The sequence below is a fragment of the Citrobacter sp. RHBSTW-00524 genome, assembly GCF_013747755.1.
Taxonomy (GTDB): domain Bacteria; phylum Pseudomonadota; class Gammaproteobacteria; order Enterobacterales; family Enterobacteriaceae; genus Citrobacter; species Citrobacter braakii.
Genome location: NZ_CP056422.1, coordinates 71,209 through 89,617, shown reverse-complemented (window position 1 = coordinate 89,617; position 18,409 = coordinate 71,209). Strand labels below are relative to the sequence as shown.

Here is an 18,409-nt window from a genome sequence, read left to right as displayed (position 1 = left end):
TGGTTGTCGCAGAATAAGCCTGGTAAAATACAGGCTTATGAACGACACCTCTTCTGACGACATCCTTCTGCTGAAACAGCGCCTGGCCGAACAGGAAGCGTTGATCCACGCCCTGCAGGAAAAGCTGAGCAACCGGGAACGCGAAATAGACCATCTGCAGGCGCAACTGGATAAGCTGCGCCGGATGAACTTCGGCAGTCGTTCCGAAAAGGTATCCCGCCGTATCGCGCAAATGGAAGCTGACCTGAACCTGCTGCAGCAGGAAAGCGATACGCTGACCGGCCGGGTGGATGACCCGGCAGTGCAGCGCCCGCTGCGTCAGACCCGCACCCGCAAACCGTTCCCTGAGTCACTCCCACGGGATGAGAAGCGGCTGCTGCCGACTGAGCCGTGTTGCCCGGAGTGCGGTGGTTCGCTGAGTTACCTGGGTGAGGATGCCGCCGAACAGCTGGAGCTGATGCGCAGCGCCTTCCGGGTTATCCGGACAGTCCGTGAAAAGCATGCCTGCCGTCGGTGCGATCGCATCGTTCAGGCCCCGGCTCCTTCGCGCCCCATCGAACGGGGGATCGCCGGACCGGGGCTGCTGGCCCGAGTGCTGACCTCAAAGTATGCAGAGCACACACCGCTGTATCGCCAGTCGGAGATCTATGCCCGCCAGGGTGTAGTGTTGAGTCGTTCTGTACTGTCGGGCTGGGTGGATGCGTGTTGTCGTCTGCTGGCACCGCTGGATGAAGCCCTTCAGCACTATGTCCTGACCGACGGCAAACTCCATGCTGACGATACGCCTGTCCCGGTGCTGTTGCCGGGCAATAAGAAGACGAAGACCGGGCGCTTATGGACGTACGTTCGAGACGACCGCAACGCCGGATCAGCGCTGGCCCCCGCAGTGTGGTTCGCTTACAGCCCGGACAGAAAAGGTATCCACCCTCAGACCCATCTTGCAGGCTTCAGTGGCGTACTGCAGGCTGATGCCTACGCCGGGTTCAACGAGCTCTACCGCGACGGCCATATAAAGGAAGCCGCGTGCTGGGCCCATGCCCGCCGAAAAATCCACGATGTTCACGTCCGTACCCCGTCAGCCCTGACGGAGGAGGCGCTGAAACGGATCGGCGAGCTGTATGCCATCGAGTCGGAGCTCAGAGGTAAAAGAGCAGAGGAACGGCAGGCAGTCCGGCACCAAAAAGTGCTGCCGCTGCTGGCGTCACTGGAGGGGTGGCTGCGGGAGAAACAGAAAACCCTCTCAAGGCACTCAGAACTGGCGAAGGCGTTCGGGTATGCGCTGAACCAGTGGCCGGCGCTGATCCGCTATGCAGAAGATGGCTGGGTGGAGGTGGATAATAACATTGCCGAAAACGCCCTACGACGGGTCAGTCTGGGGAGAAAAAACTGGCTGTTCTTCGGCTCGGATCATGGTGGTGAGCGCGGTGCGTCACTGTACAGTCTTATCGGGACGTGCAAATTAAACGGCGTGGATCCGGAACGCTATCTGCATTATGTACTTGATGTCATCGCCGACTGGCCTGTGAACCGGGTGGGTGCTCTGCTCCCGTGGCGGGTTACTCTGCCTGCCTGACCAGCTTCACTTCGTCAATACGGTTCTCACTGCACGCTTACGGTTAAGTCATCAATCCATATCAAAATATCAGACGCCTGTTTACGCTATGCGGGCGTCCGCTTTTCGCTCAGAGCGGACCTTCTGCCCAATGAGCTAGTCCGCTACGCGCCATAAGCGGACAGGCTGTAGTACTAACTGCATTGTAGCTGCGAGATTTCACCATCGATGGCTTCTATAACCTGTTTATAGCGCAGCATGACCTCTTCATGAATCATCATTAATCCGCGGCCGTACTCTGTGGCTAGGATTGTGTATCTTTTCAGGTGTGCAAGATGCTCTTTGTTGCCAGTAATGTCACTGGCAACCTGCGTGGAGTCCAGCCTTTCGATAAGGGCATTATTACCGCGATAGGAATCAATTAGGCTTCTTGCGCTTGTATAAAAAGCCACAATTTTTGATAGTGTTTCTCTATGAACTTCAGGTAGAGATGCCGAGTTAGCTTCATAGAAAGTGAAGTAGTTTTGAGTAATGGGGAAAATGTTATCGAACGGTGAGTTCCGGTCGTATTGTTTGATTTCCTCTTCAATTCTGGCCTTATACAACTTAATCAGTGAGTCTATTTCCTCTCTGACACCCAATAGCGTTGTTATACGCTTCTCTCTGGCCGCTGTTGCCTGCTGTTTTGCCTGCTGTTTCACCTGAGCTGTCACTCCTTTCATCGTGAAACAGCCACCTAAAAGAGCCGCTAAAAATGCGGAGATGAGATCTGAATATTCGTGCCAGAAGGTTAGCATGGCTAAAATTCCATTGGGTTAAATTGTGTCTATTTAACCACATCATGATACGAAGATACCTTCCAAAATGTTGCCATGAACTCGTCTGTTGTCGTCTTGGGTATTAGCACCGTGCTCTCTCGTTATCTAGGGCTTGGTCCAATCCTCTCTCAAAGCAGATCTATTGAACGGCCTGCTCTGATCGCCGCCTACTCCGCAGCCGATATGCCTCACAAGCGTGACATTGGATTTTTGTCACAAAATGATAGGTAAGTATTTACCTATCATTTTAAATCAGGTATCTTACCGTTCGTCAGGATGACGAAGTACCGGTTAGGTACTGTTCTAGGATGGAACGCCAAAAGGCGGCTGGCTTGGCCAGCCGCAACTCTTTCTGACACTGAATGGAATCCAAATGGCACGTCAAACGCCTTTCACTTCTTTCAATAAACGTCCCCGTTCAATTCGCCTGGTTCTGGCCGAGCTGTTTAGCGGTTGTGTTTCTGCACGCCTTGCGGAACTGGAAGAACGAGTGTTTGAGCTGGAGAAGCGCATTGATGCGCAAGCTACCGCCATAGCAAATCTGGGCGCGACAGTAGGCATGGAGAAGGTGCGTGATTCCGTCGCCTCTCGTGTGTTGCGTGAATCCCAGGCACACAAGGACAGTTCTCATGGAAAATTTTCAACGAAATCGACTGAAGCCAATGGCCTACGGAGTAATTTTAGCAACCCTGGCAGCGGTAGCCGTACCAGCCGGTCAGAGTCTGTTGATACCGGACACAACTACTTCCACTACAACCCTGCAGACGACACCACTGCCAGAACGACCCCCTGTCTCTCTGGATGGGATGCTGCTGGACACGATTCCAGCTCGACCTGCAACTCCGGATCTTCCTTCTGCTGTGACTGAGGCTATTGCATGAAATGGAGCTTCCAGAAAGTCATCGAGATGATTGTTGGCTTCGCCATTTTTCTGCTTGGTGGCTGGATCATGAATCTGGTGAAACTCGTGAACGGTGGCGATCTTCAGTTTGATGCCGGAATGACACTTGCGCGTGTCGTGGGAATTTTCGTTGTTCCGGTGGGTAGCATTCTCGGATTTTTTTAACAATGAAGACCTTCAGCGTGGGCGTCCGCCTTTACGTAGCGTTTGCCCACCTTTTCAGTCACGCCATAATAACGCCATCTAGAAAACAACTTGTTTAAAAACATAAGGAAAAAACACATGTGCGAAAAATGCAAAAAAACTAATGCCAAAGTTGAAAGCGTGATTAAAAAAGTTGGTGCGGCCGAACTGGTTGAGATCATGGGTCTTGTGGTTGGTCACGAAGACTACGCCTCCCCTATCGACCGCCTTTTCAGCGCTCTCAAGTTCTCTAGCATGATTGATGATCCTATTGAAATTGTGATGCTGGCGCGTCATTTCGGCGAAGCGTATCTGGAAGAGAAAGAACGCGCCGACAAACTTCAGGCAACTCTGGAAATGGTAAGCAAGCCGAAGTGCTCACCGGATTCAGTCAAGGCAGATGAAACCAACGCCAGCAAAGATCGTGAAATCGCCGGGTTGAAGTCTTCTCTGGCGATGTTGCTGGCCGCTTTCAAACTGATGTCTTCACAGTCTGGGTTCAAAATGCCTGAGCTGAACAGCGACGATCCGATGGCCGTTCGCCAGCTGCTGGGGGCAATGGCCGACCAGCTTGACGACACCAAGAGTCGTCTTGAAGACATGATGCGCGAGCTTACGCATCGCCACGACCTGAACAAACAGCCGCACAAAACGCAGCACGTACACCACTAATTTCTCACCTGCCGACAGGGGGCGAAAGCCCCCCATTTTTACGCCTTAAATCAGCTGCAACGCCTGTGAATGCTGCTTTTACGCCTTTTCTAGTTTGGGAAAATAACACCAACAAGAAAACAATTTGTTTAATGGTGCAATCATGAATACAGCTCTTTCTATCATTGACGCTATCACCCCAAACACTGATATCGACTACCGGCAGGAAATGAACGTCATCCACGAAATTGTGGCCGAGTGCGAGAAAGAGATCGCATTCATGCATCAGGTTCACGACTTCATTTATGGCGATGAACGCCACAACATGATTAACCGCCTACTGCGACTCAACCACCGGCCGGATGACGAGCGCACACGCTTTAACAGAGCCTGGCTGGACAAGGTCGACCTTGAATGGGTGAAACAGAATATCTGGGCCGAGTACTGGAAGAAGGTCACGGATATGACAAACGTTCTGCTGATCATGCCAGCTTCCCGCCGCGACGAGTGGCGTGAGCAGTTCATCGAAGGCAAACAGGAAACCATCAGGACTGACAGAACCGGCTACCAGATGAAGGTTAAGGAGTTCGTTGGCGTGCCGGAGTTCAAAGCAGAAACGGTCATCCCCACGATGCTCAATCTGCTGAATGACAGGCACAAATATCTCTCTGAGCGCGTGTATGGCTTGTTTAAGGCGCTGAGTCCTGCCCACAAGACCAATAAGACGAACGGCTTTAGCGAGCGTCTGATCATCGCCAACTTCATTTCCGAGTTCTGGCGGGACAGCGTGAGCGTGAACTACCGGAAAGAGGACTACATCGACGACCTGCGCGTCATGCTTCATTTCTTCGCGCACAAAGAGTTCATCACCATCAACCGCACAACTGAGATGCTATCAGCTGCGTACCGGGCAAACGACTGCCAGACCGGTGACTGGATGAATGTCGACGGAAACCTGATGCGCGTGAAGATGTTCAAGAACGGCAACGTTCACTTTGAAATACATCCTGACGTGGCCTGGAAGCTGAATGAGGTGCTGGCTTACAGTATGCCTGCAGCAATCCCGGCGCCATGCCGTACTGCACCCAAAACACCGGCACCAAAAGAGTTCGGGTTAATCCAGAAGACGATCTCCGAGCCGGTTCGTACCACGCTGCGCGACGGGCGATTCAGCAAAGACAAAGGCGTCTGGTACTTCTCTGATTCCAACCTACAGAAGTCACAGGTGGAAGAGCTTGAGCGCACACTGAACTTCATTGGCGGTGTGCAGGAGAAAAAGCACTGGCAGTTCCCGTATGAGATCGGTCATACGCTAAATACGATTGTGGCCACTGGCTTAATACCGGATACAAAATCACACCAGTTCTACCCTACCCCGCGTTTGATAGCGGAGTACGTTGCCAGAGCCATCGAGCTGAAGTCAGGTGAGAAGCTGCTGGAGCCTGAAGCCGGGCGCGGAGATCTGTTGGCCTGCATCGACGCCAATCCGGAAGACGTTACCTGCATAGAAGTCGCACCTCTCTTCGCTGATATCCTGATTGGCAAGGGGTACACAAATACGGTCTGCTGCGACTTCATGAAGTGGTCTGAGGACAACGCAGGCTATCAGTTCGACAAAATCGTCATGAACCCGCCCTACTCTCTTGGCCGTCACAGAGAGCATACGCTGACCGCGCTGGAGCATCTTAAAGTCGGCGGGCGACTGGTGGCAGTACTGCCGGGTGATGCGCCAGCTCTGAACTGGATGACGCTGGATAATTACGTTTATGCCAAAGGGAAGTCGTTTACTGACGAGTTTGAAGACACCGGAATCACTGTAAGCGTATACGTTTTCAAACGCGTAAAATGATAGGTAAATACTTACCTAATTTATGTAAGAATAGAGCCACTTTATCAGAGGTGAACACATGAGCGAAAAATCGAGAATTACATTCGCCAGCGTTAATCAGGCGAAGCTGCCATTTAATTTAGTGCTACAGGGGAACGAAGGAACGCCTGCCGGAACCATCAAAATCGACAAGGAGCTTGTGACGTTCGAAGGTAACTTTGATGAATCGGCGCAGGTTTTTATCGAACATCTGGCACGCCGTTGGAGCCAGCAGTGGAGAGACCTTGAGAAACGCGCCAATGAGTTCGACCGGTTCATGGACGCAATGGACACAGCAAAAGAGGCTCTGTCTGCCGGCACTCCGTTAGCTCTGGAGTCGCTTTTCAAAGGAGAGATGGCCTCTGCGATGTTCGCCACCATGTTCGCAGGTGAGTTCGTCCGCAGCGGCGCCAGAAATTACCTGGAGCTGGGATACAACGTTCCTGAAATGGGCGAGTTTACCGTCACCATCCAGCGCAAAGAAGGCAAGACGCCAGGCGAACGTATCGCTGAACTTGAGGCCGTTGTTGATCAGCGTAACGGCGAGTGTGTTCGTTTGATCAACGAACGTGATGCGCTGCGCGAAGAGCAGCTAAACAAAGGCTCGAACACACGCGCGGCCGCAGACATCTACTTCCAGTTAGTTGAGGAATGCCAGGTCCCACCAGGCGGCTCTTTGGTCGAGTATGTCCGCGAATTGCAGGATAAAGCAGAGAGGTGCGCGGCATGAATGATCTGCCTGTCGAGCGCGTCTCCGCTTTTGTTAAGTCCCCGCTGGATAATCCCCTCACCCGCGGTGAGCAGATGGAGCTGGCAAGGTGGTTTCTGCATATCCATGAGCAGATGGAAGTTTTTAAACAGTTGCCGGATCTGCCCATTACAGACGGCCATGTTCAGCAGGTGATTAACAGCCACGAAAAAGGCTGGGCGATGATTGTGCCGTGCAAAATTACCTACGAGCTGGCTAAGGAAGTGCAGGCTAACAGAGCAAGGAGTAAGGAAGAGTAACTATGAAGTTGGGTAATGCCGTTTCGCTGTTTTTTACAGCATTACTGGAAGGTTTCAATTATCGCTTTTGTCCGGTCTGGGATAAGGCGCTGGATACGCTTATTGAGGAAGGAACGCTGCTTGAGGTGCGAAATGGGATCGCTCTGTTTGAGCGCGATGCCCAGCTATATGAAGTGTTCGTCGGGGCTGGCTTCAACCACTTCGGGCATCTTATTAGCTTGAATACCAAAGCCATCGACGAGAGCGTCATGCGCCGTCCGTCGTTCCGCGTAATGGATAAGCTGCAACGTCATGTAAATGCCGAATTACTCCGTGTAGCCAAAGAAAAAGAACGAGAGCTACAGGCGATGATTGGATCGCTTATCGCAGAGTAAATGAAGGCCACAGTAGTGGCCTTAAACAATTTGTTTTCTAGATTATTAAATTAATGGAATCCCAGGCGAACTAAATCCATTGGGCAGAACAGACCCTCCACACCTTCGATAGACACGCAGTCAGAACGGCGTAATTGTTCTTCTGATTTGCCTTCTCCGCAGATTTCCTTGATGACTCCCGTTGCACCATTCGTTGCCACCATCACTCGGCTGCCGGTAGTGATAGCGTTACGGTTGCGATCATAGGTCTTCATCGTTTCCTCCTTTCACTTGGGTCAAATCAGGTTTCAAAAATTGCCGCTTTTCATGTATGTGCGGTTTGCAAAATCTCAAGTGCCGAAACAAATTGTTTTCACCACCTTGTTATTCCCTTAACCCGCAAAGTTGACCGGTATAGTAATAAATACTACTGTTTGTATATACAGTATTGAGGGCGAAAAAATGGGACTCAAAGACTCAAACTATCAGATCGTTTATAGGGGCGAGACTCTTCAAAATTTCAAACCGGGGCAGTACGTTTTCTTTCAACGATTGAAGGAGTATGGCGGCGGATACTGGTTAGGCAGGACTCATGAAGATGGGTTCGAGTTTTTGCTGGAAGAACCAACCTCGCTTGGAAGGGGTCTTGAGTTTCTGATAACGCACTCAAGCGTGGAGGCCAGATTTATGGAGTTCGTCGACGATGCGGACGACTTCAAACTCACCTAATCATCCCTTAAACATCTTGTTTTCTGCCTTTTGTTATTTTAGATAATAACGCCAACAAGAAAACAAGTTGTTTAAGGAGTTAATCATGTTCGGAACCGCAAAAGACATCATCGAAAAGCTGGAGAACTACCCAGAAGACGAGCCGCTGCTGATGGTAATGTGGCACAAGGAAGATGTAGGTGAAGTGCGACCAGATCTGACTGACAAACAGTGCGTTCAGGTTTTGCGAAAAATCAAAGAGTGCCATGACGCCAGCGTCGGTGTGAATTGGGATGTCATTTCTGACACGGCCGACATTCTGTTTCCAAAGGAGAAGGCATGATGCTGAAAATCACCGAATCGTATAAGACGGCGGTGATCAGCACCGCCCACGTTACACAGCATGACTCTGAGTGTCTGCCTAATATCTGTTTCGACCCACTAACAGATCGTGGACTGAATTGGGTACACGGCACGGAGTACGGATGGATTGTCCGCGCAGGTATGCGTGGCAACGACTGGAAAGAAGAGCTACGTGATTACGGCGTCACATGGCAAACCATCGAGAACATTCAGAAGGTACTGGATGCCGGCTATGACGCGGTTCACTTCGATTGCGACGCCGAGATGGTGGATGGGCTGCCTGCATGGGATTGGTGATCGCCCACCCGTTGAGTAATCAGGTTATATAAGCGAGGAAAATTGGTAACATATGACCACTGTTTTAATCTGATGGAATGGATGTGATGGAAACCCAGAACCAACAAACAAAACCTCTGAAAAATATTTATGCGTGGATATTAGCGTTCCTGCCTCTCTTCTTTGGCGTACCGCCAGACGAGTACTTCAATTACGCAATGGTCATTGGCGGTGTTGCCGTCATCGGTTTGCTGGTGGCCGACAGAATGGCACTCTCAGAAGCAGGCTATGAACCACCGGCCATTTTGTGGGGCGTACTCTTCCTGCCGGTCTATCTCTGGAAGCGTGCGACCATCACAAAAGGGAGTCGGATTCCGTTTATCGTCATTGTCGCTTCGCTGGCTTGCATCATCTTTATCGGCATCCCGCACCAGGAAGAGGTTGCTCTTGAAGAAGCGGCTTGTCCTCTCGTAACGACCATTCTGAAAGAGAATAACGGAACCACAGCGCCGAAATGTATGAAGGTGACAATTCAGGACAAGGTGACGGACAAGTTCTATAAAGCGACGGCTACGCTGGATAACGGCAATGACATTAACGTTACTCTGGAACTGACCGGCGACAGAAACTTTTATGTCCGCGTTCCTGATGCCTATCTGAACAACTAGCGGCTGCAACTCGTTGACATTGGCGGTCACAAATTGAGGATTTCTATAAGAGTCCGTTGATCGCCACTTTCCCCACCCCTCCAACCTGCCCCAGCCCAGGCGTGACAAGGCATTTAAGCCAATTACACCCATAAGAAAACAAATAAATAACACATCAACGAAAAGTCAACGCTTTCCCTTGATTTGGTCTAAAAAGTTGACGTTTTCGCAAGCCATCTCTTATACCCAAAATCCTACGCACCAGAATCCATCTCCCTGCGACCAAAACGTCAAAAACGACTCGTGATACCACCCAAAAACAGACACGCTCAGAAGCGCTCCCGTTGCGTTATATTGGACATCTAAACAAGTTGTTTTCAGGCACAAGAAAACAAGTTAACCACACCCACAGGAAAACCAGAGACGCCATTACCCACAATCCCGGAAACACCCACCTCTTCCTGTCAGGCTACCGAAAAGACCCACCTCTTTGCCCCAGGCTACAGACCACCCACCTAATCTCCCCAGGCAACCGAGAACGCAGCTCGCGCACGCAAACCCCTACACGCCATTACCCAATACACGGAGAAGAACAGCCAGAACGAAACCCCGGACAAACCCAGACCAGAACAGGAACCGTCGCAATCTCGTTTACCCACCATTACCCCGAAAGGGAGCGCAAATTCCTGAATAGCAGGGAACGCCATTACTTCATATGCGGAGAACAACAAAAGCGCCCTACTGCCATTACCCACACTTCCATCTCTTCACGTAAACGAAGAGAGAAGCGCACATGCCATTACTCTATACACGGAGAAGAACACTCACCAAAACGACGAGAACAACCCAGACGAAAACACAGAGAAGAACCACCTCAAGAACAACGAAACCACATACGCCGGTAGAGAGAACAAACCACCCATTTCACCCAAAGGAATACTCGCCGTATAGAGCGTTATCAGGGGGAAGGTTTACACGTCCACAGGAGAGAAAATCCGTAGAGATTTAACTGGAGGTATAAGTGGGAAGGGGAAGAGGGGTATCGCTACTTTCTCCGTAGAAATTCAAGCCATAGTTTTCATCCCCCGTAACGTCCCTATCCACCCCTTCGGTCAGCCTTCGGGCCATCTAGGGAAAAGGCCATGTTCCTTTTCAGGAACGGGGGCATCGCCGCAGGGAAAAGGCTGGCTGCCGGTCGGGAAACGGGTACATCCCAGTTCAGAGCGAGGGACGGCTGCGGGAGTATGCCTTTTCCTCATTCACCTGAATAGTGCGGGAATTGGTGAATCCCGCAGTTGAGCATTGAGACCAGATCAGCTTCGCACGCTCATATCGGGAAGCCAGATCTAGTGTAAAGGGTTACGGGTTTTGGTGGTGAAATCGCCGAGGACGTTTATTCGAAAATCTCACTGCCCTGATTCGCATCGTCCCTGTTGTCCCACAAATCATCGAGCGCCTCTTCTCTTGTCCCGAAGGGGCCGGAGACGACAGGTGCGCTTGAACTGGTATCGTCCAGCTCTGTGTAAATCTGACCGTTAACCAAAATGACGCGTCCGACAGTGATGCCGCCATGTAGCAACTCGCCTCTCTCGGCGTCGATGCTGAAGTACCCGTCTGTGTAGTCTTTAGTGCTCATCACATTCCCTCTGAGTTAGCCAGATACATACATAGCAATAAATCGGCACAAGCACATCAGCCTTTAAGGAATTCTTTTTCCCCGTTTTCTTATTGCGATAATAACACCAACAAGAAAACAACGTGTTTAGACAAAGGAGAAACACATGTACAAGCATCTGAATATCAGCATCACCCTCTGTGGCGAGGAAGAGTCCTCCGAGTGTGAGATCTCCCTCGATGACGTTATCCGTTCCCAGGATGTTGCTGGTCGCGTGGCGACGCTCATCTCTGAAGGATATAGAGAAGGGACGTTTGATTTCCATATCGAGGACAACCCAATGTCCGTCGCGTGGAACTGCACGACGTCAGAAACGAAGTGAGGGTGAAGAGATGATTAAGATGCCTGTGATGGTTGAGGTGTGGAGCGAGGATTCCTTGGCTGAGTGCCTGGATGCTGTGGGGCCGGAGTTGTACCGCAAGTTGTGGTCGTTCGTCCCGGCTGAAGGGGAATCACCCAAAGGGAAGGATATCTGGCATCTGCTCAGTGAAGATGAACAGCGGGAGCTGGTGGACGCGGTACACATCGAGTTCCCGGACGACGAAGATTAAGAGTGAGACCACCAGCACGGTGGCTTTTTGCTGTTTGCAACCTCCGGGGCAGCGCAGCACCGTAACGCTATGCTTTGTAGCCGTTTTCTCGCTGGTATTATTTACACCAACAAGAAAACAAGTTGTTTACGGAGATAGTTATGAAAAACGCGATGATTACCAAACTGAGCGCGGGACAGCCACGTAAAGAGAAGCCAGCAGTTCTGAGCCAACTGACTTTGCTCGATATCATCGCCAACGGTACTGCCATTCGCCTGTTTAAAGAGACAATTGCCTCGTTCGACAATGGCTCCCGCGCGCGTTACGTGATGAGTGTGCGTCGCCAGAGTGGGAAAGGGTGGATGGCAAAACAGATTATCTGGCCGGAAGGAGAGCTGGAACAGGCGTTACTGGAGGCGAACAAAGTCGCCCAGCAAGAAATCCAGCGTGCCTCTTTCCTGGCGACAGCCTGACATGTGCAAAAGCGATTAGTCGTCCCTACGACAGCCCCGTCCATCCTTCGGGGCTTTTTTGCTTACCTGTATTGTAAGTGCTTACCTACGACAATAATATAATCAGGTCAACAACAGGGAGACCAAAAATGACTGTAATTCGTGAAAACCTGGTTCTTGATTTGTACTATGCGTCAGAAACAACCTCAGGCGGAAAAGTTGCAAAACTGACCGCTATTCTGCGTGACAGCACGAACGGGACTGAAGTGCTCACCACCACCCTGATCCGCACCGGGACAGAAGAGGATGGGGTGTACACCGTAGGCTTCCAGAGCATCAGCAACGCATCCGAACCAATGCTGCTGAAACTGGAAACGTATTTCCGCGGCGTAAACAAAGAGATGTTTGAGAAGATGATGGTGAAAGCAGACGAGCTGTACACCTCCTACTTGAACCCGAGCAACACCTGGCTTGGACAATACGGTCTGCGCATCGTGTCCAACGAACCGGTTGAAAACTACATCCCGGAAAGCGTATTCGCTTAATCCCTCCAATGGCGCGTACCCCGCGCCATTTTCTTATTCCCGATAACAAAATGTTTTTTGCCTTATCCACATTGCGATAATTACACCAACAAGAAAACAAGATGTTTACGCATGGAGGATATGCACATGACCGATTTCACCATCTCCCCTAAAGCTGAAAACGTATGGCTGGAATCCTGGCTCGACCTGTCGCCGGAAGAGCAGCAGGAAATGGATCACGTTGAACAGGACGAACAATGTGATGCCCGTTTCTTCCGCTTTGAGGACAGCGTTTATGACATTGCCGACTTCATGCGCGATGACCGCTTCCCGGACTGGCACGCAGGCTACCCACTAAATGCCTTCGCCATGCTGATGATCCGCGTGGATGGCTCCGGCGATACCATCGACGTCGGTTTGCTCCACTAAGAGAACGAGGCCACCCACGCTGGTGGCCTTAAATGACCATCCTGTTTCCCGCAGGCTAAAAACACCCACCTCTTGCCGCCAGGCTACCGAACAACTCTCCGACTCCCTGCCGGCCACCAGCTGCCGGAACAGAACGCTTGGACACCTTATGCGCGTAGCGATAATTAAATCAACAAGAAAACAAGTTGTTTAAAGGATTGATGATATGAATTTTATCGCTACTGTTAACACCCCTGCGCATGGCCATATTTCTGTGACGTTCTCTGATAACGAGAAAAGCGTGCTGGGCGCCTGGCGTGACAATGTAGCCATCGAGCTGTCCGGGAAAGAGAAACAGCAGATCACCAATGACATTATCTGCAACCGTCGCCATAAGCGCGTATTTGAGAAAGCGTATGTCTCCACCTCGGGATTTGGCGTATTCATCTTCCCGGTACGCAGCGGTCGCTTCTGCCAGTCAAAACTCATCGAGTTCGCCACGCAGATCGCGCTATGGGTTAAAACAGAATCCGGGTTCGACTTCAGCGAACAGGAAGCAGTGGGGGAGGGAATGCGCATCGCCAACAACGCCATCAAGTGCAAAAACGTCATCTATGAAGCAGGAATCGACTCGTGGAGTATCTCGTGCGGGGACTACGTGAAAGAGGTGTACGGAAAGAACCGCATTCACATCCTGGCTGGCAAGTAAGAGGGGAGGGGCTGGAAACGCCCCTTTCTTTTCGTCCACCAGCTGCCGCAGGGATATTCAGAAACGGCCAGAGGGCTGTCCGGGGAACCGAAGGGAAACGGCCAGGGAATTTTCGGGAAACGGCTGGGTTTGCCTTTATGTAGAAAACAGAGCGGGAGAAGCCCAGAATCCTGCCAGAAAATATCGCAGGGGCGCTGGGGTAGCGCTGGTGGGGTTTCAGCCCCTGAGCCATCCAGATAGCTTTCGCTATGTGATTATGTGAATCCGTGGGTAAACCACTGCAAGCGCGTACACGTCACGCCAACGTGCCAATGATACGCGAGCGCCCACGGATCATGCCAATATTGCCGACACGTCCCGAAGGATAGCGCGGATCACGTCGCCAGATATCGCCAGACGATCACGCCCACGACACGAAAAAATAAGCCACGCGCTAAAACGCTGTAAAACGCGCTATAACGTGTTTTTTATTGTGGGTAATGGGCATGTACCACCACACATAAAAACGCGTTAAATTGGCGCGTTTATGGCGCTTATTTTGGGTCTGTTTTGGCTGACTTCAGACAATAAAAAACGCGCCAACAATGGCGCGTTATGGTGTGCGGATCTTGAAACGAAAAAAGCGCCCACTATGGGCGCTATTGCTTAAATGCTGTTTTGTAGTTTTCCGATCATTTCAGACAAGCGCAAATATTCACGTTTGCGTTTACAGTCTCTTTTGCTGTTAAGCAAATCAGAAAACGTAAAATTTAATTTGTCACGTTGCGCTTTTAAGTCGTCGATTAATTCAAGTTTATAAGCGCGATATTTTGCGCGATACTCCGCGCGGATCTGGTCATAACTAATCATGATTTTTATCCTTAAAACTAGCGCCCATAGTGGGCGCTATATCCATCTAATTACGCTTTGAAAGCATCAGCCAGATAGTTATAAAAATCATTCTTGATAAAGCGATATTGTTGCGATCCGTTTTTCGCTGCGCCCATTCCTTTGATCTTCTCGACCAGTCCGAGACGCTCGCAAAGATTGATCAGCTGGTTGGCTTGAGTGTAGCCAGCGTCCAATTTAATTTCGTTGGCTTTTTTCGCTTCATTCATCAAATCGAAAACAGCGCCATTTGTGAATGTTTCTAATTCATCATTAATCATTTCGATTAATGCGAATACGCGAGATCCGGACATATCAGCGACGGAATAAACGCATTTACCAGACTTGATAGATTTAACCAGATAAACCAATTTTTCGAGTGAATAGCTATTGGTCATAGCTTCGCGGAAAAACACTTCTGGCGCTTGTTTGCTTGCTTTAATCGCGTAGTAAAAGACACCAGCTAATTTCTCATCATTAACAGCGTTTAAAACGTTGTTGGTGAAGTATGCAAGTTTGGTAGTCGCTGCAAGCATGTTAGCTTTATCTGCTTTTGTGTGCGTACCATTCTGATAATGATTGTTATAAGTCTGAGTAGCATTATTGGCTGCAACTTGTAATTCATTAGCGATAACTACAGCAGCGTCGATGATGGATTTTTTAGAGATAGCAACGTTAGACATGATATTAATCCTTATGTAATATTGATAACTTAATTTGTTATTTGTTTATCGTTAGCGTGTTCGCTTTCGATGTGACTAATTATCGATATACAGAAATTAAAATCAAGAGTTTTTTACACGGGAACGAAAAAAATTTTCTTCAACAAAAATCAAAGTCTTAGAAATAAATCGCGTTTTCTCGAAGGTGTTGCCTAAATAAATTCCCTATTCGGTCATTCACCCTTATATATTTAAAGTGGAATAGGGATTAGGGGAAATAAATATAACGGGAAGTGACACATAAAATAATAACCGGACTTAGCCGGTTATTACCCTTATAGATTTAAAACGGTAAAATCCGTTCGACCCAATCGAACATGACGACTGTCTTCCGACCGTCCCCCATGTTGAGCGTGACCTGGCAAGCGTCAACGCCTGAAGACACACCCTCAATTTCACGGCCATCCGCCATGTAGACCCTTATAGACTTCTGCATCTCATGAGCCTGGCGACAAATTTTGAAGAAATCACGGCGAGATGGCCGATTGTCCACATAGTCTGGGTGTACCGTTGTCCGACCCGTGAAATCGTGCGCAATGCTTTCTGTCACACCTGATTCAATCGTACTGATTCGCTCAAGTGGGAGCCTTATACGATTTTCTTTGTCGAACGGGGCAGGGCAAAGATCGACTTTGTTGCGCGACGACATGAGACCCTGAACGTACATGCAGAACACCTGACCATCTTCCATCGTGACCCTTACAGGAATGAGAGACTTACGCCAGAACATCAGCGCCTTCTCCACGTTGGTGTAATCGCGCGGCCAGACTTCTGCAGGAATCCCGTAGGTGATGTCAGTAATATTCGTCATATCGTCACAGTGTCGTTGGTAGGATATCGATGTCACCTGCGTTGCTGGTGAACACCCGGAAGACTTTCGTCTCGCCAGCTTTGGTGAAGGTCTCGCGTTCCTGACGAGCAGGGTTCAGTGCGCACAGCCCGGCGCCTTCCAGTGAAGCGCCAACAATCCATTGCCCGGCATCAAGATGGAACGTCGCTTTTTCACCGGTCTCAAGTTTCGCAACCGTCTCACCATTGATGAAGATGGATGCGTCACAGCCCGCACCTATCATACCTTTGTCCCTCATAACCACCAGCGTGGTTGGTGCAGACGTCTGGTATTTGAAAACTCTGGCCTGCGGAGCCGGTTTTGCATCAGCTACAGACACAGGGCGGGATGAACATGCACTCAGGAGTAAAACGGGGATGGTAATCAGTGGAAGTAGAACGTGTTTCATGGCTTGAACTAAATCCTTATCACTCAACGAACAAGGCGTCTTGCGACGCCCTTAATGCTTAATCGAGACGTTTGAGAATATCGGCCAGATCTTCTTTGGTCATGCCAGAGGATTCGTAAATCTTCATGACCTTTTCACGGGCCTTTGCAGAAGCCTCTAATGACGTAGCTGCCTTATCAAAATCAGCCATCGTCATGTTGGACAGCACCAGATTGATGATGTCTGCCTTTGACAGCTTAATATTGCGTTCACGCAGTCGATTCTGAAAGGTTTCCAGCTTGTCGTTTGCTTTTTCGGTTAACTGAACCTGGCAGTGTATAGCGCGTTTCTCGCTCATGCTTACTCTCTATTCAAAACAGTGAAATCGAATGTGCTACCCACCGGCAAAACGCCCTCGGCAAACCCAGGCGTCGTATCGATAATGTGCTTCCGCTCATATGAATGCGACATGAGATATTTGTTGCTCACGTCGATAAAGTCGGTAATAAAGCACACGTTAGCCTGATTCTTTTTGGCTCGAAGACCGCGACCAACACGTTGGCGCATCTCAACTTCGGCTTTGCCGCCACCACCCAGAATCACCGCCCCTACGCTTGGAACGTCGACACCAACATCCAGAATGGTTGAACCAATCAGAACATCTATCTTGCCTGCCGCCAGACTGTTGAGCTTTGCTTGTCGGGTAGTCTGGTTTGATTCTCCGTAGATGAAATCGACCTTCAGGCCGCTTTCCTTCATCATTTCCATCAAAATCTGACCATGACGCTTCAAACGAACCAGCGTCATACAGTTCAGACCGTGACTTTTGTACATTAACGCTTCGCGCACAATAGCCTCGTTGCGGCCCAGATTGTAAACGATGCCTAACTGATAGGCTTTCTGGTAAGCCGTACTCATTCCAACCCGAAAGTTCAGGTGTTTCGAAGCAAGTTCGGCCCTAATCCGCACCTCGTCTGGAGTGTACGCGATTTTATGATATAGAAAGTATGGTTTCGCTAAAATACCTCGATCGATCAAATATTTCTCCGTTACCTTTATCTCAATGCGACCGGCAACGGCCATGAGACGCATATTTGCTTCGGTCGAGTCCTTCATGAACGGCGTAGCTGTCAGCGCCAGACGGTAATCGGCATTGATGCACAACCGGGCGATATCGTAGAAGTTTGAACCAGATGATTCGTGTGCCTCTTCCAGAATCAGCAGAGAAACGCTGGACAGAAAGCGCTTAACCAGTTCCCGGCGCTTCAGGTGGTACTGTTTTTTCTCCGGTGATGCGTCGCGCGGTGGCTCTTCGAGAAAACTGGCCAGGGTCTGCACCGTGGCAACGTTGATATGGCGCGAGACCTGGAACTCACCAGATCCAATCACCCCAACTTTCTGACCTTTCAGCCACGGCTCGCCATTCTCCGCGCGGTAGTCGATGGATTTCTGGAAGTTCTCTGCCATCTGGAACATCAGAACCGAGCGCGTGGTTAAAAACAGCGTCATACGACCAATGCGAGCAGCTGCCTTACACGCTACGTTCGATTTACCGCCACCCGTCGCAATCTGGGCAATCATCATCCCTTCTCGCACCAGTGTTTCCACAGTCTGATCCTGATACGCATAGTCCGGGTTATACGGGAATGGGTTAACTACCGGGTTCGGCTTGCCAAGCGCGGGGGCTTTTTCCTTGCGCACATGCACGCATTTGATGCCAGCTTTCAGAAGGTTGGCTGCAACTGGCTTCGCAAACCCAGCCGGGAACGCGTTTTTGCTCCAGTTGAACATCGTGCTGGTTCCTTTCCAGTCACCAGCCTCCACTTCATAGCTCAACATCTCCTGAACGAGCCGTTTCACGTTGTCATCAGCGCCAGAAATCAGCGCATTGACTGCATTCGATACAATCCGAACTGTCATAAACCTCTTTCCTTCGTGCCTTTTGTATGGTAATTGGCTATTATAGTAAGTAAGTACT

At 50.1% G+C, this 18,409-nt stretch carries 28 protein-coding genes; 19 read left to right on the top strand and 9 right to left on the bottom strand.

Annotated features, from left to right (window positions below; all coding sequences use genetic code 11):
- Positions 1 to 37: 37 nt before the first annotated feature.
- Entirely contained in the window at positions 38 to 1,573 is a 1,536-nt protein-coding gene (locus HV229_RS25665) for an IS66 family transposase (protein WP_016239903.1), read from the top strand.
- 173 nt (positions 1,574 to 1,746) lie between these two features.
- On the opposite strand, the gene HV229_RS25660 is transcribed toward HV229_RS25665, so the two are convergent.
- Positions 1,747 to 2,349, bottom strand: a complete 603-nt coding sequence (locus HV229_RS25660; protein WP_052768126.1) for a hypothetical protein — start codon at positions 2,347 to 2,349, stop codon at positions 1,747 to 1,749.
- Between the two features lie 394 nt (positions 2,350 to 2,743).
- On the opposite strand from HV229_RS25660, the gene HV229_RS25655 reads away from it, so the two are divergent.
- From HV229_RS25655 to HV229_RS25625, 7 genes are all read left to right on the top strand, one after another.
- Positions 2,744 to 3,238, top strand: coding sequence for a hypothetical protein (locus HV229_RS25655; RefSeq protein WP_047055014.1), 495 nt, complete (start codon positions 2,744 to 2,746; stop codon positions 3,236 to 3,238).
- Positions 3,239 to 3,247: 9 nt separating this feature from the next.
- Positions 3,248 to 3,436 (top strand): hypothetical protein, encoded by a 189-nt coding sequence (locus HV229_RS25650; RefSeq protein ID WP_047055012.1) that lies wholly within the window; start codon positions 3,248 to 3,250, stop codon positions 3,434 to 3,436.
- A 117-nt stretch (positions 3,437 to 3,553) separates the two neighbouring features.
- Entirely contained in the window at positions 3,554 to 4,126 is a 573-nt protein-coding gene (locus HV229_RS25645; protein ID WP_071692168.1) for a hypothetical protein, read from the top strand.
- A 142-nt stretch (positions 4,127 to 4,268) separates the two neighbouring features.
- On the top strand, positions 4,269 to 5,954 hold the full coding sequence (locus HV229_RS25640) for a class I SAM-dependent methyltransferase (protein WP_181547763.1): 1,686 nt from the start codon (positions 4,269 to 4,271) through the stop codon (positions 5,952 to 5,954).
- Positions 5,955 to 6,012: 58 nt separating this feature from the next.
- The gene (locus tag HV229_RS25635) at positions 6,013 to 6,702 is read left to right on the top strand and encodes a hypothetical protein (protein WP_130715060.1); all 690 of its coding nucleotides are present in this window, start codon (positions 6,013 to 6,015) and stop codon (positions 6,700 to 6,702) included.
- Positions 6,699 to 6,980, top strand: coding sequence for a hypothetical protein (locus tag HV229_RS25630; RefSeq protein ID WP_023315997.1), 282 nt, complete (start codon positions 6,699 to 6,701; stop codon positions 6,978 to 6,980). Before HV229_RS25635 ends, HV229_RS25630 begins: the two co-directional genes overlap by 4 nt.
- Before the next feature lie 2 nt (positions 6,981 to 6,982).
- The gene (locus HV229_RS25625; protein WP_000766011.1) at positions 6,983 to 7,354 is read left to right on the top strand and encodes a hypothetical protein; all 372 of its coding nucleotides are present in this window, start codon (positions 6,983 to 6,985) and stop codon (positions 7,352 to 7,354) included.
- Between the two features lie 50 nt (positions 7,355 to 7,404).
- Here HV229_RS25625 and ydfZ read toward each other — a convergent pair whose 3' ends face one another.
- Positions 7,405 to 7,608 (bottom strand): putative selenium delivery protein YdfZ, encoded by a 204-nt coding sequence (gene ydfZ / locus HV229_RS25620; RefSeq protein WP_006812537.1) that lies wholly within the window; start codon positions 7,606 to 7,608, stop codon positions 7,405 to 7,407.
- Between the two features lie 187 nt (positions 7,609 to 7,795).
- On the opposite strand from ydfZ, the gene HV229_RS25615 reads away from it, so the two are divergent.
- The 4 genes from HV229_RS25615 to HV229_RS25600 all read left to right on the top strand — a co-directional run bounded on the left by HV229_RS25615 (position 7,796) and on the right by HV229_RS25600 (position 9,348).
- Positions 7,796 to 8,062, top strand: a complete 267-nt coding sequence (locus HV229_RS25615) for a hypothetical protein (protein ID WP_024144955.1) — start codon at positions 7,796 to 7,798, stop codon at positions 8,060 to 8,062.
- Between the two features lie 85 nt (positions 8,063 to 8,147).
- On the top strand, positions 8,148 to 8,384 hold the full coding sequence (locus tag HV229_RS25610; RefSeq protein ID WP_130715059.1) for a DUF1380 domain-containing protein: 237 nt from the start codon (positions 8,148 to 8,150) through the stop codon (positions 8,382 to 8,384).
- Positions 8,381 to 8,701: a hypothetical protein gene (locus tag HV229_RS25605; RefSeq protein ID WP_165501437.1), complete on the top strand. Its 321-nt coding sequence runs from the start codon at positions 8,381 to 8,383 to the stop codon at positions 8,699 to 8,701. Before HV229_RS25610 ends, HV229_RS25605 begins: the two co-directional genes overlap by 4 nt.
- Positions 8,702 to 8,787: 86 nt before the next feature.
- The gene (locus HV229_RS25600; protein WP_071684153.1) at positions 8,788 to 9,348 is read left to right on the top strand and encodes a hypothetical protein; all 561 of its coding nucleotides are present in this window, start codon (positions 8,788 to 8,790) and stop codon (positions 9,346 to 9,348) included.
- 1,372 nt (positions 9,349 to 10,720) lie between these two features.
- Here the strand turns inward: HV229_RS25600 and HV229_RS25595 are convergent.
- A complete protein-coding gene (locus HV229_RS25595) occupies positions 10,721 to 10,963 on the bottom strand; it encodes a hypothetical protein (protein ID WP_165501436.1) in 243 nt (80 codons plus the stop codon).
- Between the two features lie 145 nt (positions 10,964 to 11,108).
- Between HV229_RS25595 and HV229_RS26175 the strand changes: the two genes are divergently transcribed.
- The 7 genes from HV229_RS26175 to HV229_RS26455 all read left to right on the top strand — a co-directional run bounded on the left by HV229_RS26175 (position 11,109) and on the right by HV229_RS26455 (position 14,274).
- The gene (locus tag HV229_RS26175) at positions 11,109 to 11,324 is read left to right on the top strand and encodes a hypothetical protein (RefSeq protein WP_023180886.1); all 216 of its coding nucleotides are present in this window, start codon (positions 11,109 to 11,111) and stop codon (positions 11,322 to 11,324) included.
- Positions 11,325 to 11,337: 13 nt separating this feature from the next.
- A complete protein-coding gene (locus HV229_RS25585; RefSeq protein ID WP_165501443.1) occupies positions 11,338 to 11,553 on the top strand; it encodes a hypothetical protein in 216 nt (71 codons plus the stop codon).
- Positions 11,554 to 11,693: 140 nt separating this feature from the next.
- Positions 11,694 to 12,005 carry a hypothetical protein gene (locus HV229_RS25580; RefSeq protein WP_047722183.1) on the top strand — a complete coding sequence of 104 codons (312 nt, stop codon included), beginning with the start codon at positions 11,694 to 11,696 and terminating at the stop codon, positions 12,003 to 12,005.
- A 128-nt stretch (positions 12,006 to 12,133) separates the two neighbouring features.
- Entirely contained in the window at positions 12,134 to 12,529 is a 396-nt protein-coding gene (locus HV229_RS25575) for a hypothetical protein (protein ID WP_130715055.1), read from the top strand.
- 126 nt (positions 12,530 to 12,655) lie between these two features.
- Positions 12,656 to 12,937 (top strand): hypothetical protein, encoded by a 282-nt coding sequence (locus HV229_RS25570; RefSeq protein ID WP_023180884.1) that lies wholly within the window; start codon positions 12,656 to 12,658, stop codon positions 12,935 to 12,937.
- Positions 12,938 to 13,142: 205 nt separating this feature from the next.
- The gene (locus tag HV229_RS25565; protein ID WP_130715053.1) at positions 13,143 to 13,625 is read left to right on the top strand and encodes a hypothetical protein; all 483 of its coding nucleotides are present in this window, start codon (positions 13,143 to 13,145) and stop codon (positions 13,623 to 13,625) included.
- A gap of 526 nt (positions 13,626 to 14,151) precedes the next feature.
- Complete coding sequence (locus HV229_RS26455) at positions 14,152 to 14,274, top strand: hypothetical protein (protein ID WP_256435245.1); 123 nt, start codon at positions 14,152 to 14,154, stop codon at positions 14,272 to 14,274.
- Here the strand turns inward: HV229_RS26455 and HV229_RS25560 are convergent.
- The 6 genes from HV229_RS25560 to HV229_RS25535 all read right to left on the bottom strand — a co-directional run bounded on the left by HV229_RS25560 (position 14,271) and on the right by HV229_RS25535 (position 18,351).
- Complete coding sequence (locus HV229_RS25560) at positions 14,271 to 14,474, bottom strand: hypothetical protein (protein ID WP_016051712.1); 204 nt, start codon at positions 14,472 to 14,474, stop codon at positions 14,271 to 14,273. The genes HV229_RS26455 and HV229_RS25560 overlap by 4 nt on opposite strands.
- A gap of 50 nt (positions 14,475 to 14,524) precedes the next feature.
- The gene (locus tag HV229_RS25555; RefSeq protein ID WP_000072873.1) at positions 14,525 to 15,175 is read right to left on the bottom strand and encodes a hypothetical protein; all 651 of its coding nucleotides are present in this window, start codon (positions 15,173 to 15,175) and stop codon (positions 14,525 to 14,527) included.
- 322 nt (positions 15,176 to 15,497) lie between these two features.
- On the bottom strand, positions 15,498 to 16,025 hold the full coding sequence (locus tag HV229_RS25550) for a transcriptional regulator (RefSeq protein ID WP_131405971.1): 528 nt from the start codon (positions 16,023 to 16,025) through the stop codon (positions 15,498 to 15,500).
- Between the two features lie 4 nt (positions 16,026 to 16,029).
- Complete coding sequence (locus tag HV229_RS25545; protein ID WP_131405970.1) at positions 16,030 to 16,452, bottom strand: hypothetical protein; 423 nt, start codon at positions 16,450 to 16,452, stop codon at positions 16,030 to 16,032.
- Positions 16,453 to 16,510: 58 nt separating this feature from the next.
- Positions 16,511 to 16,789, bottom strand: coding sequence for a hypothetical protein (locus tag HV229_RS25540; protein ID WP_001291547.1), 279 nt, complete (start codon positions 16,787 to 16,789; stop codon positions 16,511 to 16,513).
- Between the two features lie 2 nt (positions 16,790 to 16,791).
- Positions 16,792 to 18,351 (bottom strand): DEAD/DEAH box helicase, encoded by a 1,560-nt coding sequence (locus HV229_RS25535; RefSeq protein ID WP_006812522.1) that lies wholly within the window; start codon positions 18,349 to 18,351, stop codon positions 16,792 to 16,794.
- Between the last annotated feature and the right edge of the window lie 58 nt (positions 18,352 to 18,409).